Below are 15,793 nucleotides of genomic sequence, written 5' to 3'. Positions count from 1 at the left end.
GGGGTTCTGCGACCGATAACGCCGGACGGTCAAGACTCCGCGCCGTCGGTGATTGCCGGCTGCGCCGCCGCCGCCGCGGGGGAGGCGGCGCCCGGCACCGGCATGATGCGGACGCGACGGTTCGCCACAGCCAGCCCGATCCGCCCGTGTTTCAGGGCAAGCGCGTCCTCGCCGAACAGCTCGCGGCGCCAGCCGTGCAGGGCCGCGACCGGCGCGTCGTCGTCGGCCGCCAGCGCTTCCAGATCGGCGGAAGACGCGACGAGTTTTGCGGCAACATTATTCTCGTCGCACTTCATCTTCAGCAGGACGCGCAGCAATTCTGTGATCGGCTGCAGGCCGGGCGGCGGCTCCTCCCGCGGCTCGACGCGCGGCAGCTCGGAGTCCGGCAGGTCCAGGCCGGCCTGGACGGCGGCGAGGATGTCGGCCCCCTGCCGCCCCTCCGCCACGCCGCGGCCCATGCCGCGGGTGCGGGCGAGGTCGTCGACGGTGGCCGGCGCATGGGCGGCGATCTCCAGCAGCGCCTCGTCCCGCAGGACGCGCGAGCGCGGCAGGTCGCGGCGCTGCGCCTCGCGCTCGCGCCAGGCGGCGAGCTCGCGCAGGATGGCCATGAAGCGCGGCTTGTTGGTGCGCACCTTCAGCCGCTGCCAGGAGGTCTCCGGATCGACCTGATAGGTCGCCGGGTCGGTCAGCACCGCCATCTCCTCCTCCAGCCAGTGGGCGCGGCCGGTGCGGGCGAGGCGGCGCTTCAGCTTCTCGTAGGCCGGGCGCAGGTGGGTGACGTCGGACAGCGCGTAGGTGAGCTGCCGCTCGGTCAGCGGGCGCTGCGACCAGTCGGTGAAGCGGCTGGACTTGTCGATGCGCGCGCCGGCCAGCTTGGTGACCAGCGTCTCGTACCCGACGCTCTCGCCGAAGCCGCAGACCATGGCGGCGACCTGGGTGTCGAACAGCGGGTTGGGAATCCTCCCCGACAGGTGCCAGAAGATCTCCACGTCCTGGCGGGCGGCGTGGAACACCTTGAGGATGGAGGAATCGGCCATCAGGTCGAACAGCGGCGTCAGGTCCATGCCCTCCGCCAGGGGATCGATGGCGACCGCGCGGTCCGGACCGCCGACCTGGACGAGGCAGAGCTGCGGCCAGTAGGTCTTCTCGCGCAGGAATTCGGTGTCGACGGTGATGTACTCGGCCCCGGCCAGCGAGCGGCAGAAGGCCTCAAGGGCGTCGGTCGTGGTGATCAGTGTCATGCGTGCTTCATACACGACCGGCGTCCGCCATGAAAGTGCGCCCTTGGGAGCGGGAGGCAGCCGTTCCCGGCAGGATGGCGGCTTGACAATCCGCCTCGTCCGGTGTGGTGTGTCGGACCCGATTCCATCGCCGCAATACGACCTGATTCAAGGTGTTTCGACCCATGCACCCCTACCGCACGCACACCTGCGGCCAGCTTCGTGAAGAGAATGCCGGCGAGACCGCCCGCCTGTCGGGCTGGATCCACCGCAAGCGCGACCATGGTCAGCTGATGTTCATCGACCTGCGCGACCATTACGGTCTGACGCAGTGCGTGGTCGACACCTCCAATCCCGCCTTCAAGGTGGCCGAGCGGCTGAAGCTGGAATCGGTCATCACCGTGACCGGCAAGATCGTCAAGCGCACCGCCGAGACGATCAACGACAAGCTGCCCACCGGCCGGATCGAGCTGCAGATCGCCGACCTGACGGTCCAGAGCGAGGCCGAGCAGATCCCGCTGCAGGTCAACCAGGACACCGACGCCGGCGAGGACGTGCGCCTGCGCTACCGCTTCCTCGACCTGCGCCGCGAGCGGCTGCACGAGAACATCCTGCTGCGCTCGAAGGTCATCGCGTCGGTCCGCCGCCGCATGATCGACCAGGGCTTCACCGAGTTCCAGACGCCGATCCTCACCGCCTCCTCGCCGGAGGGGGCCCGCGACTATCTGGTGCCGAGCCGCAACCACCCCGGCAAGTTCTACGCGCTGCCGCAGGCTCCGCAGCAGTTCAAGCAGCTGCTGATGGTGGCGGGCTTCGACCGCTACTTCCAGATCGCCCCCTGCTTCCGCGACGAGGACGCCCGCGCCGACCGAAGCCCGGGCGAGTTCTACCAGCTCGACTTCGAGATGTCCTACGTCACGCAGGAGGACGTCTTCGCCGCCATCGAGCCGGTGCTGTTCGGCATCTTCGACGAGTTCGGCGGCTTCCGCCGCGAGTCCCGGCCGGTCATCGACCAGCCGCCGTTCCGCCGCATCAGCTTCGCCGAGTCGATGCTGAAGTACGGCAACGACAAGCCGGACCTGCGCAACCCCCTGGTCATCACCGACGTGACCGAGGTGTTCAAGCGCGACGACGTCGAGTTCCGCGCCTTCAAGCAGACCATCGAGAAGGGCGGCGTCGTGCGCGCCATCCGCGCCCCGCAGGTCGCCGACCGGCCGCGCAGCTTCTTCGACAAGCTGAACGACTGGGCGCGCGGGCTGGGCGCCCCCGGCCTCGGCTACATCGTCTTCGAGGCCGCCGGCGGCAAGGGCCCGATCGCCAAGTTCGTGCCGGAGGCCGCCCAGGCGGCGCTGCGCGAGCTGGTCGGGCTGGAGAACGGCGACGCGGTCTTCTTCGTCTGCGACCAGCCGGCCGCCGCGGCCAAGCTGGCCGGCTTCGCCCGCACCCGCATCGGCGAGGAGCTGGACCTGATCGAGAAGAACGCCTTCCGCTTCTGCTGGATCGTCGACTTCCCGATGTACGAGCTGGACGAGGAGACCGGCAAGGTCGTGTTCAGCCACAACCCGTTCTCCATGCCGCAGGGCGGCCTGGAGGCGCTGACCACGATGAACCCGCTCGACATCAAGGCCTACCAGTACGACATCGTCTGCAACGGCGTGGAGCTGTCGTCGGGCGCCATCCGGAACCATCTGCCGGAGGTGATGTACAAGGCCTTCGAGATCGCCGGCTATCCGCCGGAGGAGCTGGAGGCCCGCTTCGGCGGCATGCTGAGCGCGTTCAAGCTGGGCGCCCCGCCGCACGGCGGCTCGGCCCCGGGCATCGACCGCATCGTGATGCTGCTGGCCGACGAGCCGAACATCCGCGAGGTCATCGCCTTCCCGCTGAACCAGCGCGCCGAGGACCTGCTGATGCAGGCGCCGGCCCCGGTCGACACCACGCGCCTGCGCGAGCTGCACATCAAGCTCGACCTGCCCAAGCCGAAGGTCGCGGCGCCCGAGGCCCCCAAGGCGCAGTAACGCGCCGTCCGGGACGCCTCCGCAACGAACAAAGCCCCTCTTCCGTCGGGAAGAGGGGCTTTTCGCTTGACGGTGCGGGGCGCCTGCGCCGGGACCGCCGGCGGACCGCCGCGGCCCCGGGACGGCCGCCGTCAGGCCGCGGCGACGTCGGCCGGCGGCGTCGGGGCGGTGACGAGACGGTAGTGGCTGGGATCGGCCAGGACGAGGCAGCTCAACGTCTTGGTATCGCCCTCGTCCTCCGTGCTGACGACGCGGGCGTGCGGCAGGCCCAGCAGCATGAGAGTTTCCCGTACCCGCCACGACCGGTGGTTGCCCGGACTGACCGACTGATATACCTGACCGACCTGAACGCTTCGCTTACGCATGACCATGATCCTCCCGATACCGTCCGCTACCAGATTTTCCGGCGTCCCGTCCAGGGACCTTTGACGCGCCGGTTGTTTTGTCTCAAACGGCAGGGGCGCGGCGGCCCCGGCAGCCGGATCATCAGCAGCCGGATCATCAGCAGCCGGGCTTCGGCAGGACCTCCAGCTTCTCCAGCACGGCCTTCACGGTGAAATCGCCGTAGTCGATCTGCATCGACTCGGCGACACCGTTCTGCAGCAGGCGCAGGCTCATCTCGTATTCCGGCTGGGAGGCCTCGCTCTGGGTGGGGAAGAAGGCCATGCGCACCGGCCAGGCCGTCTTGTCGCGCAGCAGCGGCTGTTCCGCCCCCTCCTTGGCCGGGCCGCCCTGGCCGATGACGGTGGAAACCTCGGTCGGCCCCTCGGCGTCGGCCCCGTCGAAGATGGTGCGGGTGAAGAAGCGCTCGCCCGCGCGGGCATGGTCGAGGATCGCCAGCGTGTGGGCGGTGGGGAACATGGTGCCCTCGGGCAGCGCCATGTCCTGCTCGCCGGGCTTGGTGAAATGGGCGGAGCCGGTGCCGCCGGCCTTCGCCAGCGTCGCCTCGCCCCGCACGTCGTCGTCGACCTCGCCGTTGATCAGCTTGCGGACGTTGAAGCGGTAGCGCAGCCCGTCCTTGGCCTCCCAGGTCGTGTAGTTGGTGTTCATGGTCATCTCTTCGCCCTCGGTGTAGGCGAAGCGGAGCTGGAAGCGCTGCTCGGTCGTCCAGCCGTCGCAGGCGTCGGCCCATTCGAACATCATGCGGCCGCGGACGTCGCTGACCTTCGAGCTGTTGCGGGCGGACTGCAGCGACATCTTGTAGATCGCCCGGTGCGGCAGGATCTCGGCGGCGGCATCGGCGGACCGCGCGGTCGGAACGGTGCCCACGGTCAGCAGGAGCGCGCCGGTCACCGCGCAGAGGACGGATCGGGCGACGGAGCGGCGGTTCGACAAGGGAAGGATCCACAGGTGATTGTCGGTTCGCAATAGATTATGGGTGTTTTCGCCGTGGACCGGAAGGGCTGCCGCCAAGACCCCGCCAACCCGGCGGTCATATGTGGGAGGGAGACAACAGATGGCTCAAACGCTTGACGGCGGCCGGCCGGTGCTGGTGCTGACGCGCCGTCTGCCGGACGCGGTGGAGCAACGCGCCGCCCGCGATTACGTGGTACGCGCCAATCCCGAGGACCGGCCGCTGTCGCCGGCCGACCTGGCGGAGCGGGCGCAGGGCGCCGTCGCCGTCCTCTGCGCCGCTTGCGACCGGATGGACGCCGCGGCCATCGCGGCGCTGCCCGGCTCGGTCCGCATCCTCGCCACCTTCTCGGTCGGCACCGACCATATCGATCTGGCAGCGGCGGCGGCGCGCGGGCTGATCGTCGCCAACACGCCCGGCGTGCTGACCGACGCCACCGCCGACATCGCGCTCCTGCTGATGCTGGGCGCCGCCCGCCGCGCCTCGGAAGGGGAGCGGATGGTGCGCGACGGCGCCTGGACCGGCTGGACGCCGACCCAGCTCCTCGGCACCCATCTCGGCGGCAAGCGGCTGGGCATCCTCGGCATGGGGCGGATCGGGCAGGCGGTCGCCCGCCGGGCGCGCGCCTTCGGCATGACCATCCATTACAGCAACCGCCGGCGCCTGCCGCCGGACCAGGAGGACGGCGCAGTCTTCCATGCCGACCCGGAGGAGCTGCTCCCGGTCAGCGACTTCCTGTCGCTGCATTTCCCCGCGACGGCGGAGACCCGCCACTGGCTGAACGCGGAGCGCATCGCGCGGCTGCCGCGGGGCGCCATCCTCGTCAACACCGCCCGCGGAACGGTGGTGGACGACCGGGCAGTGATTGCCGCCCTGCGCAGCGGGCAGCTTGCCGCCGCCGGCCTCGACGTCTTCGAGGGGGAGCCGGACCTGCATCCGGACTACCGCGGCGTGTCCAACGCCGTCCTGCTGCCCCATCTGGGAAGCGCCACGGTGGAGACGCGCAACGCCATGGGTTTCAAGGCCTTGGACAATATCGACGCGCTGGTCGCCGGACGCGAGCCGCCGGACCGGGTCGTCTGACCGGGACCGGGTCGCTTTTTCCCGGCAGCCCGTTCCCCGGTCGGGAAGATGCTGCCGGGCGGGCGGGGAGGCCGGGAAAAAACTTCCGCCCCGAAGGACCGGATATCGGGGCGAATCCTGATCGGCGGTCATTGGCACGCGGCTTGCTGAGGACTGGACGAAGAGTTCCGTTCTTCAGTCGAGGAGCCGATCCATGAATGCCATGGCTGCCGTCATGAATGCCAAAGCCCAATCCGACGCGACCCCCGCGTTCGGCGGTAATGGCTGGACTCCGGTTGCGCTGGCGTCGCGTGTCGGTCTGTTGCGGGGGACCGAGAGCTATCTGCTCGACGAGACCGTCGCAATGCTGGCCGAGGCGAAGGAGACGATCGCGCAGCAGCAGGAGCGCATCGCCTATCTCGAAAGCCTGACCATGACCGACGAGCTGACCGGCCTGCTGAACCGGCGCGGATTCTACAGCCATTTCCGGCGCGAGCTGGCGTCGGCGCGGCGCAGCGGCTCGGCCGGCGGCATGCTGGTGATGATCGACCTGGACGGGTTCAAGGCCATCAACGACACCCATGGCCATCTCGCCGGCGACAGCTATCTGCGGCAGGTGGCGCGGGTGATCGTGTCGCATGTCCGGCAGGAGGATGTGGTCGCCCGGCTGGGCGGCGACGAGTTCGCCGTGCTGCTGACCAACACCGACGTGCAGACCGGCCTCGCCCGTGCCCGCCAGCTCATGAGGATCGCCGACGCCCAGGTGGTGGAGTGGGGCGGCCACAGCCTGCCGGTCCGCTTTTCCATCGGGACCCAGCCCTACGGCGCCGAGGACAACGAGGACGAGGTGATCCGGCGCGCCGACGCCATGATGTACGGCAACAAGGGCGCCCGGCGGCGGAGCAGCCGCAAGGTGACGCCGCTGCCGGCGGTCAAGCGCCTCGCCGGCATGCCGGAAGCCGCCCATTGCCGGCCGGCCCGGCGCCAGCGCACCGGCTGAGGCGGGAAGATCCGGCCGGCAGGCAGGACAGCCTGTCGCACCGGGCCCGCCCGGACTTGACCGTCGGTTGCGCGGACGGGCACTCTTGCATGGGCCGGACGCACCGTGTGCGGCCTCGTCCGATCCCTGGTCCTGTGGAATCCCTGCCCGAATGCCTCCGGCCGTCGCGCCCCCATCGATCCTGACCCGGCGGACCGAGCCGGACATCTGCGCCCGCGAACCCATCCATGTTCCGGGCAGCATCCAGCCGCTGGGCGCGCTGCTCGCCTTCGGTCCCGAAGACGGCCGCATCCTCGTCTGCAGCGCCAACTGCGCCGCCTTCCTCGGCGTGGCGCCGGAGGATCTGCTGGGCCGCGGCGCGGCGGCGGCCGGGCTCGCCGGCCTCGACGGGCTGATCCGCGACTTGGCCGGTCTTCCCGCCGGGCAGCGCGGGCAGGGGGTGCACGCCACCCTGCACGCGGCCGGCGGCGAACCGCTCGCCGCCATGCTGCACGAGCATGCCGGGCGGCTGATCCTGGAACTGGAGCGGCCGACTCCGGAGCGGCAGGGCTGGCTGGAGGCGGAACTGCACAACCGCCTCGCCCGCGACCTCAACGCGCTGCGCGACGCCCCGACCTTCGAGGATCTCGGTGCCCGCGCGGCCGCGGCGGTGCGGCGCCTGACCGGGCTGGAGCGCGTTCTGGTCTACCGCTTCGACGCGGCGGGCGACGGCGACGTGGTGGCCGAGGACAAGGTCGCCGACTGGGACCAGTCCTTCCTGGGCTTCCGCTTTCCGGCCTCCGACATTCCCTCCCAGGCGCGGGCGCTCTATGCGCTGAGCCGAATCCGTGCGGTGGCCGACCGCGACGCCGTGCCGGTGCCGCTGCTGGCCGCGCCGGGGACGGAGGGCGACCGGCCGCTGGACCTCACCTTCGCGCAGCTCCGCAGCCTGTCGCCGGTCCATCTCGACTATCACCGCAACATGGGGGTCAACGGCTCGCTGTCCGTGTCGATCATGAAGGGCGGCGTGCTCTGGGGGCTGATCGTCGGCCACCACCGCCGGCCGCATGCCATCGGGCCGGCGGAGCGGGTGCTGACCGGCGTGGTGGCGGACGCCTTCAGCCTGGGGCTGGAGGCGACCGAGAGCGCGGTCGAGCGGGCGGCGCGGGCCGAGCATGTGGCGCTGCATGCCCGGCTGCTGGAGCAGATCGCCGGGGCGGACAATTTCGTCGACGCCATCACCCGCGGGCCGGTGACGCTGACCGACCTGTTCTATGCCTCCAGCGGCGCCGCCGTGGTGGACGGGGAGAAGGTCGTTACGCTGGGCGACGCACCGCCGCAGGGCGCGCTGAAGCCGCTGGTCGCGTGGCTGCGGGCCGCGGTGCGCGAGGACGTCTACGCCACCGACTGCCTCAGCGCCGTCTTCCCGTCCTTCGCCGCCTTCACCGACCGGGCGAGCGGCCTGCTCGTCCTGTTCCTCGGCGAGAACCGCCAGCACGCCATCCTGTGGTTCCGGCCCGAGCTGCCGCGCACCATCGCCTGGGGCGGCGACCCCAACAAGCCGCTCGATCCGCAAAACCCGACGCTGGTCCTGCCGCGCCAGTCCTTCGAGCGCTGGCTGGAGGTGAAGCGCGGCCACTCGCGGCCCTGGCCCGCCTGGAAGCTGGAGATCGCGCGCAGCCTGCGCGCCGCCCTGACCGACGTGATCCTGCGCCAGCTTCGCCGCGACGCCGATCTGCAGGCGGAGATGCTGCGCGCCAACCGGGCCAAGTCGGACTTCCTGTCCAACATGAGCCACGAGCTGCGCACGCCGCTGAACGCCGTCATCGGCTATTCGGAGCTGCTGCTGGAGTCGCTGTCCGGGACGCTGAGCGACCGGCAGCGCGCCTCGATGCAGAGCATCGCGGTGGCCGGCCGCCACCTGCTCGACCTCGTGAACGACATCCTCGACCTGTCGAAGATCGAAGCCGGCCGGTTCGAGCTGGCGGAGGAGACGATCGACCTGGTGGAGACGATCGGGCAGATCCATGCGACCGTCGAGCGTTCGCTGGGCGACGGCGGCCTGCGGTTCGAGGCCGTGCTGCCGTCCCCCGGCCCCCGGCTTCTCGGCGACGCCAAGGCGGTGCGGCAGATGCTGCTGAACCTCGTCACCAATGCCATCACCCACACGCCGGCCGGCGGCCGCATCCTGGTGTCGGTGGCCGTGGAGGCGGACGGGCTGGACGTCGCCGTCGAGGATACCGGGATCGGCATCGCGCCGGAGCATCAGGCGCTGGTGTTCGAGCCCTTCCGCCAGGTCGCCGGGGCGGGGGCGCCGCGCCGCGGCCAGGGGGGCGGCACCGGCCTCGGCCTGCCGATCGTGCGGTCGCTGGTCGAGGCGCATGGCGGACGCATCTCGCTCAGCAGCGAAGCGGGGAGGGGCTGCCGCTTCGTCCTGCATTTCCCGGCCGGGCGTGTCGTCCAGGCTCCGTTGCATATTTAGGGTTGCGGATTGGAAATCCACGGCTGTGGATTCTGCGGAAGTAGGCGGTGCGAGGCATTCTTATCTGTTGTGAGATCATCTGTCGCGACGCTGTCCGGCCTTTCGCTTTTCTTTCCAGGCGGCGCCGAATGTGGTAACGACAATTTAACCGTCAACCCGTAAGAGGGTTGAAAGGCTTATCATTCGCCCGGCCGTCCGGTCCGCGGCACGATGCGGTCAATCGGGCGGAGGGACGCCCGGGGAGGTTTCCATGCCTGAGGAAGCGGGCGGCCCTGGGATGCAGCTCACTGGTGGTGACGGCGGTTCCAAGGCGTCAAAGACCGTCCTCATCGTCGAGGACAACGAGCTGAACATGAAGCTCTTCCACGACCTGCTGGAGGCGCACGGCTACGGCACGCTGCAGACCCGCGACGGGATGGAGGCGATGACCATGGCGCGGCGCCACCGCCCGGACCTGATCCTGATGGACATCCAGTTGCCGGAGGTTTCCGGTCTGGAAGTCACCCGCTGGCTGAAGGACGATGCGGAGCTGCGGTCGATCCCGGTGATCGCGGTGACCGCCTTCGCCATGAAGGGGGACGAGGAGAAGATCCGGCAGGGCGGGTGCGAGGATTACATCGCCAAGCCGATCTCGGTTGCCAGATTTCTGGAAACGGTACAGAAGTTCTTGAATTGACAGCGGTTTCCTGGTCGTCCACGGAATCGGATCAGAGTTCTAGATGTCCGCGCGTGTCCTAGTCGTCGATGATGTCCTGCCGAACGTGAAGCTGCTCGCGGCAAAGCTGACGCGCGAGTACTTCAACGTGATCACGGCCTTCAACGGGCCGGAGGCGCTGGACCTGATCAACCGCGAGGCGCCGGACATCGTTCTGCTGGACGTGATGATGCCGGGCATGGACGGTTTCGAGGTGTGCGAGCGCATCCGCTCCAACCCCGCCACCATGCACATCCCGGTCATCATGGTGACCGCCCTGTCGGACGTGGCCGACCGCGTGCGCGGGCTGGAGGCGGGGGCCGACGATTTCCTGACCAAGCCGGTCAACGACATCGCCCTGTTCGCCCGGGTGCGCTCTCTGGTCCGGCTGAAGATGATGATGGACGAGTGGCGGCTGCGCGAATCGACCTCCGGCCAGTTCGGGGTGATCGAGCGCAGCGGCTCGCTGCTCAACGAATCCTATGAGCGCGCCCGCGTCCTGATCCTGGAGGATTCGGCCCTCGACCTCGAGAAGGTGGCGGAGACGCTGGAGCGCGACCATCACGAGGTGCTGTCCTCCGACAGTTGCGCCAAGGCGCTGGAGCAGGCGCTGAACACCGAGCTGGACCTTGTCGTCATCAGCCTGACGCTGATGAACGAGGATGGGCTGCGGCTGTGCTCCCAGCTCCGCTCGCACGAGCGGACCCGGCAGGTGCCGATCCTGCTGATGGTGGACGAGGGCGATCTGAACCATGTCGCCAAGGGGCTTGACCTCGGCGCCAACGACTATGTGATCAAGCCGATCGACCGGAACGAGATGCTGGCCCGCGCCCGCACCCAGATCCGGCGCAAGCGCTACCAGGAACGGCTCCGCTCCAACTACGAGCACAGCCTGTCGATGGCGCTGACCGACAGCCTGACCGGCGTCTTCAACCGCCGCTATGTCAACGCGCATCTGCCGCGGCTGCTGGAACGGGCGATCGACAGCCACAAGCCGGTGTCGGTGCTGATGTTCGACATCGACCACTTCAAGGTGGTCAACGACAGCTACGGCCATTCGGTGGGCGACGAGGTGCTGCGCGAGGTGTCCGCCCGCGCCAGCCGCAACCTGCGCACCTTCGACCTGGTCGCCCGGCTGGGCGGCGAGGAGTTCGTGGTCATCCTGCCGGACACCGACGGCGAAGCCGCCCTGATCGTCGCCGAGCGGCTGCGTCACCGCATCGCCGAGACGCCGTTCGCCGTGTCGGCGGAGGTCGGGCAGATCAACGTCACCGTCTCGATCGGCATCTCGGTCGGCGGCCGGCTGGGCGACACGGCCGAGGGGCTGATCCGCCGGGCCGACGACGCGCTCTACGAAGCCAAGCGGCTGGGGCGCAACTGCGTCGTCGCCGACGCCCGTGCGGAGATCGAAGGGTAGGGCGGCCCCGGCCCGGCGCGCCCGGCCTTGTGACGTCACCGGGACGTGAAGCATCAAGAAAAACGAGACGTGAAGCGTCAGAAACGAAAAGGCCGCCCGTGAAAGGCGGCCTTTTCGTTTGCCGGTGCTCCGGAAGCCTTACTTGATCTTGGCTTCCTTGAACTCCACGTGCTTGCGCGCCACCGGGTCGTACTTGCGGAACGACAGCTTCTCGGTGGTCTTCTTCGGGTTCTTCTTCTTCACGTAGAAGAAACCGGTATCGGCCGTGCTCACCAGCTTGATGAGGACGGTGTTCTGCTTGGCCATGATCTCAATCCCGACAAAAAATCCGTGACCCGCCAGCCCGGCGGGGCGGCGTCGTGACGCGTGAACATACCGTTTGCCGCCGCCATGTCAAGTGTGAAGAACCCGCCGGCGGGGACAAGATCGTGTCACGATCGGGGCCCCGGACGCAATAGAGCCCGCTATAGGCGACTCAACGCTCCGCCACCGTGTTGACGACGGAAAGAGCGGCGGCCCGCTGGTAAAGACCCGGTTCGGCCAACAGCATCAGCGCGACTTTGAGGTCCAGTTCCGGTTCATGTTCCTTCCAGGGGCAGGTCTCGCGCAGGCGGGCCAGCGCCTGTTCGTCATCGGCCGCGCGGGCGCGCCAGCCGACGAGCTGCGACATGGAGATGGCGCGGCCGTTGCGCAGGTCGGACAGCAGGGCGGCGGCATCCTCCTGCCCGGCGCGGCTGGTGCAGATGGTCGGCTGCACGCCCTGGCGGTGCAGGGTATAGCCGGCGGGGGTGTAGATCCGGCTCCAGGTCAGGAACAGCTCGCCGTCGTTCGGCAGGCGGGTCACCGTCTGGACGCTGCCCTTGCCGTAGGAGGAGGCGCCGACCACCACCGCCCGCCCGGAATCCTGCAGGGCGGCGGCGACGACCTCCGCCGAGGAGGCGGAGCGGCCGTCGACCAGCACGACCAGCGGCTGCCCGTCGATGATGTCGTCCGGCGTCGCCTCGATGCGCTGGCGGCTGTCGGGATGGCGTCCCTCGGTCGAGATGATCCGGCCGCGCCGCATGAAGAGGTCGGCCACCGCGACCGCCTGGTCGAGCAGGCCGCCGGGATTGCCGCGCAGGTCGAGCACATAGCCGCGCAGGCCGGCCTTGCCGGCACCCTGGCGCAGCGAGGCGACCGAGTCCCGCAGGGTGGAGGCGGTGGTGGCGTTGAAGCGGTCGACCTTCAGCACGCCGACCTGATCGACCGCCGAGGCGCTGACGGTGCCGGGAACCACGCGCTCGCGCCGCACCGGGATGCGCCGCGGGGCGGAGCCGTCGCGCGCCAGCGTGACCGTTACGACCGAGCCGGTGGGGCCGCGCAGCCGGTCGCGCATCTCGCCCTCGCCCAGCCGGGTGGTCAGGTCGCCGTCGATGGCGAGGAGCTGGTCGCCGTCGCGGACGCCGGAGCGGTCGGCCGGGCCGCGCGGCAGCACGTCGCGGATCAGGGTGCGGCCGTTGACGATCTCCAGCGAGATGCCGATGCCGCCATAGCCTTCGCGCTGCGCCCGCTCGGTGGTGGCGCGCTGCAGTCCGGTATAGCGGGAATAGCCGTCGAGGCCGCTGGTCACGCCGTCGAAGACGACCTGGTAGATGCGCTCCGGCGTCGCCTGGCCGAGGACGGGGGCGTAGAGCCGCGCCCGGTCGATCACGCGGGTGGTGAGGGCGGCCCAGGCGCCGGGGTCGTTGCCGGCGGCGGCGCCGAACTCGGCGGTCAGGGTGCCGGACACGTACAGGCGTACGGTGGAACCGTCGCGCTCCACCTTCACGCTGGGGTCGATGCCGGTCAGGCCCTTGAGCCCGTCGAGCGCGAGCTGGTCGATGGCGACGGGGAGCAGGTACACCTCGGCGATCTTGCCGAAGCCGACGCTGAACACCTGCTCGCTGACGAAGGACGGGGCGGCGGCGAAAGCGCGGGACGGCTCGCCCGATGCCGTACCGAAGGCGAGGAAGGCGACCGCCAGCGGGGCGGCCACACAGCGCCGCAGGGCGGCGCGCAGCGAGGCGTGGCGATCACTCATGGCCATGGAAGAGAACCCGCGGCCTCCTTCCCTCTGTCGGGATCGGAAGGGATTGACCCGATCCCATATAGGTAAGGAATAGCACCTTGGTTCGCACCGCGAGCGGGACAAAAAGCAGGGAAGCCGGGCTTTGTTGCGAAATTCGACCACTGTGTCCTAGCGGCCACGCCTGCGCTTCCGCCGCCCTGAGTCCGGGCCACCGGGGTGGTCGCCGCCACTGTGGCCGATCTGCAACGTTGGGTCCGCCTGCCCCTCCCGGTGCAGCACCAGCAGCGTGCTTCCGGTGATCGGGTCGGCCTCGACCAGCGTCACCGTCACGGCGCCGCCGAGGCGGAACGTACGGCCGTGCCGCTGGCCGACCAGCGTATGCGCGGCCTCGTCATGCTCGTACCGGTCGTCGGGCAGGGTGCTGGCGGGCACCAGCCCGTCGGCGCCGCTCTCGTCCAGCCGGACGAACAGCCCGAAGCGGGAGACGCCGCTGATCCGGCCGCTGAAGGTACAGCCGACGCGGTCGGCCAGGAAGGCGGCGGTGAAGCGGTCCACCGCGTCGCGCTCCGCCGCCGCGGCCCGGCGTTCGGTCTTGGAGATGTGCTCGCCGATCTCCTCCAGCTTCGCCATCGCCGCGTCGTCCAGCCCGCCGACGCCGAGACTGTGGGCGCGGATCAGGGCGCGGTGGACGATCAGGTCGGCGTAGCGGCGGATCGGCGAGGTGAAGTGGGCATAGCGGGTCAGCGCCAGCCCGAAATGCCCGATGTTGCCCGGGGCATATTCGGCCTGTGCCTGGGTGCGCAGCACCACCTCGCTCACCAGATGGCTGTCGGACGTGCCGGCGGTGCGCTCCAGCAGCCGCGTGAAATGCTCCGGCCTGATCACCTGCCCCTTGGCGAAGGGCTGGCCGATGCCGGCGAGGAAGCTGCGCAGCGCCTCCAGCTTGGCGGGGGAGGGCTGGTCGTGGATGCGGTAGAGGCCGGGCATGGCGAGCGTCTCCAGGCTCTCCGCCGCCGCCACGTTGGCCGCGATCATGAACTCCTCGATCAGCCGGTGGCTGTCGAGCCGCTGGCGGACGCCGATGTCGGCGACGCGCCCGCGCCCGTCGAGCCGGACCTTGCGCTCCGGCAGGTCGAGGTCGAGCGTGCCGCGCCGCTGCCGGGCCTGCCACAGGCAGGCGAAGGCGCCGTAGAGCGGGGCGATCACCGTGTCCAACAGCGGCCCGGTGGCGTCGTCGGGGCGGCCGTCGCGCACCGCCTGCACCTGCTCGTAGGTCAGCCGGGCGGCGGAACGCATCAGGCCGCGCACGATGCGGTGGCGGATCAGGCTGCCCCTGGCGTCGATCCACAGATGGAAGCCGAGGCAGGCGCGGTCCTCCCCCGGCCGCAGCGAGCAGAGGCCGTTGGACAGCGCCTCCGGCAGCATCGGCACGACGCGGTCGGGGAAATAGACCGAGTTGCCGCGCTCGCAGGCTGCGCGGTCGAGCGCCGAGCCGGGCCGGACGTAGTAGGCGACGTCGGCGATGGCGACCAGCAGGTGCCAGCCGCCGGGGTTGGCGGGATCCCCGTCGGGCTCCGCCCACACCGCGTCGTCGAAGTCGCGGGCGTCGGACCCGTCGATGGTGACCAGCGGCACGGCGCGCAGGTCGGTGCGGCCGGTCAGCGGCGGCACGGCCGCCAGCTCCGCCTCCCGCAACGCCGCCGGGGCGAAGGCGGTCGGCAGGCCGTGGGCGTGGATGGCGATCAGGCTGATGGCCCTGGGGTCGGCCATGGAGCCGAAGCGCTCCACCACGCGGGCCTGCGGCAGCCCCATGCGGCCGGCCGGCAGCACGTCGGCCAGCACGAGGTCGTCGGGCTCGGCCTCGCCGCGGTTGGCCGGCAGCACGAGGAACTCGGTGCTGGCGCGGCGGTCGGTGGGGATGATGCGGCCGCCCTCCGCGGCCGGCCGGTAGACGCCCAGCACGCGCCCCTCCGCCCCCTCGATGCGGCGCAGTGTGCGCGCCTCGTAGAGCCGGTCGTTGATGCGGCTGAGCTTCGCCAGGACCTTGTCGCCGACGCCCACCGCCGGCAGCCCCTTGCGCTCCGGCAGCAGGAAGATGCGCGGCGGCGTGCCCTCGCCGGTCCAGGTCAGCGGGCGGGCCTGCGGCTCGCCGTCGGCGTCGATCCCGGTGATCTCCAGCACCGCCACCTCGGGCAGCGCCTGCGGCGGGGCGACGCGCTTGTTGCGGCCCCGCTCCACCGCGCCGTCCGCTTCGAGGTCGCGCAGCAGGGCCTTCAGCCGCTCGCGGTCGTCGGAGCCGGACAGCTTGAAGGCGCGGGCGATCTCGCGCTTGCCGACCGGCGTCGCGCTGCCGCGGATGAAGGCGAGGACCGTCTCCTTGTCGGGGAAGGCGCCGGGCTTGGGGGAATGCTGCTCAAAAAGGACCGCGCTTCGTCTGGATCAGGCGCGTTAAGTAAGCCCTGCCGCCGGGAAATCCAACCGGGTCGTTGCACCCCCGGCGCCGCACCCCTGCCACAAAGGCCG

12 protein-coding genes are annotated in these 15,793 nt (G+C 70.1%); 6 read left to right on the top strand and 6 right to left on the bottom strand.

Annotation, left to right across the window (positions count from 1 at the left end):
- Positions 1 to 29 precede the first annotated feature (29 nt).
- The gene (rnd, locus tag DEW08_RS14660) at positions 30 to 1,241 is read right to left on the bottom strand and encodes a ribonuclease D (RefSeq protein WP_109328275.1); all 1,212 of its coding nucleotides are present in this window, start codon (positions 1,239 to 1,241) and stop codon (positions 30 to 32) included.
- Positions 1,242 to 1,405: 164 nt separating this feature from the next.
- Between rnd and aspS the strand changes: the two genes are divergently transcribed.
- Positions 1,406 to 3,235, top strand: coding sequence for an aspartate--tRNA ligase (gene aspS, locus DEW08_RS14655; protein WP_109328273.1), 1,830 nt, complete (start codon positions 1,406 to 1,408; stop codon positions 3,233 to 3,235).
- 131 nt (positions 3,236 to 3,366) lie between these two features.
- On the opposite strand, the gene DEW08_RS32390 is transcribed toward aspS, so the two are convergent.
- Together DEW08_RS32390 and DEW08_RS14645 are read right to left on the bottom strand one after the other, a co-directional pair.
- Positions 3,367 to 3,513, bottom strand: coding sequence for a hypothetical protein (locus DEW08_RS32390; protein ID WP_245986285.1), 147 nt, complete (start codon positions 3,511 to 3,513; stop codon positions 3,367 to 3,369).
- Positions 3,514 to 3,736: 223 nt separating this feature from the next.
- The gene (locus tag DEW08_RS14645) at positions 3,737 to 4,570 is read right to left on the bottom strand and encodes a cell envelope integrity EipB family protein (protein WP_245986283.1); all 834 of its coding nucleotides are present in this window, start codon (positions 4,568 to 4,570) and stop codon (positions 3,737 to 3,739) included.
- Between the two features lie 121 nt (positions 4,571 to 4,691).
- Between DEW08_RS14645 and DEW08_RS14640 the strand changes: the two genes are divergently transcribed.
- The 5 genes from DEW08_RS14640 to DEW08_RS14620 all read left to right on the top strand — a co-directional run bounded on the left by DEW08_RS14640 (position 4,692) and on the right by DEW08_RS14620 (position 11,223).
- Positions 4,692 to 5,672 (top strand): 2-hydroxyacid dehydrogenase, encoded by a 981-nt coding sequence (locus tag DEW08_RS14640; RefSeq protein WP_109328270.1) that lies wholly within the window; start codon positions 4,692 to 4,694, stop codon positions 5,670 to 5,672.
- Positions 5,673 to 5,865: 193 nt separating this feature from the next.
- The gene (locus tag DEW08_RS14635) at positions 5,866 to 6,651 is read left to right on the top strand and encodes a GGDEF domain-containing protein (RefSeq protein WP_109328268.1); all 786 of its coding nucleotides are present in this window, start codon (positions 5,866 to 5,868) and stop codon (positions 6,649 to 6,651) included.
- A gap of 151 nt (positions 6,652 to 6,802) precedes the next feature.
- Entirely contained in the window at positions 6,803 to 9,112 is a 2,310-nt protein-coding gene (locus DEW08_RS14630) for an ATP-binding protein (protein ID WP_109328266.1), read from the top strand.
- A 277-nt stretch (positions 9,113 to 9,389) separates the two neighbouring features.
- Positions 9,390 to 9,788 carry a response regulator gene (locus DEW08_RS14625; protein ID WP_168220411.1) on the top strand — a complete coding sequence of 133 codons (399 nt, stop codon included), beginning with the start codon at positions 9,390 to 9,392 and terminating at the stop codon, positions 9,786 to 9,788.
- A 43-nt stretch (positions 9,789 to 9,831) separates the two neighbouring features.
- Positions 9,832 to 11,223, top strand: a complete 1,392-nt coding sequence (locus DEW08_RS14620) for a PleD family two-component system response regulator (RefSeq protein ID WP_109328262.1) — start codon at positions 9,832 to 9,834, stop codon at positions 11,221 to 11,223.
- Between the two features lie 138 nt (positions 11,224 to 11,361).
- Here the strand turns inward: DEW08_RS14620 and rpmG are convergent, their stop codons facing one another.
- The 3 genes from rpmG to rnr form a co-directional block, all read right to left on the bottom strand.
- Positions 11,362 to 11,529, bottom strand: coding sequence for a 50S ribosomal protein L33 (gene rpmG, locus DEW08_RS14615; protein ID WP_012974790.1), 168 nt, complete (start codon positions 11,527 to 11,529; stop codon positions 11,362 to 11,364).
- A gap of 169 nt (positions 11,530 to 11,698) precedes the next feature.
- Positions 11,699 to 13,288 (bottom strand): S41 family peptidase, encoded by a 1,590-nt coding sequence (locus tag DEW08_RS14610; protein WP_245986281.1) that lies wholly within the window; start codon positions 13,286 to 13,288, stop codon positions 11,699 to 11,701.
- 150 nt (positions 13,289 to 13,438) lie between these two features.
- Positions 13,439 to 15,628, bottom strand: a complete 2,190-nt coding sequence (rnr, locus tag DEW08_RS14605; protein ID WP_109328260.1) for a ribonuclease R — start codon at positions 15,626 to 15,628, stop codon at positions 13,439 to 13,441.
- Positions 15,629 to 15,793: the final 165 nt, after the last annotated feature.

This window comes from Azospirillum thermophilum (assembly GCF_003130795.1).
Taxonomy (GTDB): Bacteria; Pseudomonadota; Alphaproteobacteria; order Azospirillales; family Azospirillaceae; genus Azospirillum; species Azospirillum thermophilum.
The sequence above is the reverse complement of the archived record's forward strand: the minus strand, read 5'-3'. Positions and strand labels throughout refer to the sequence as shown.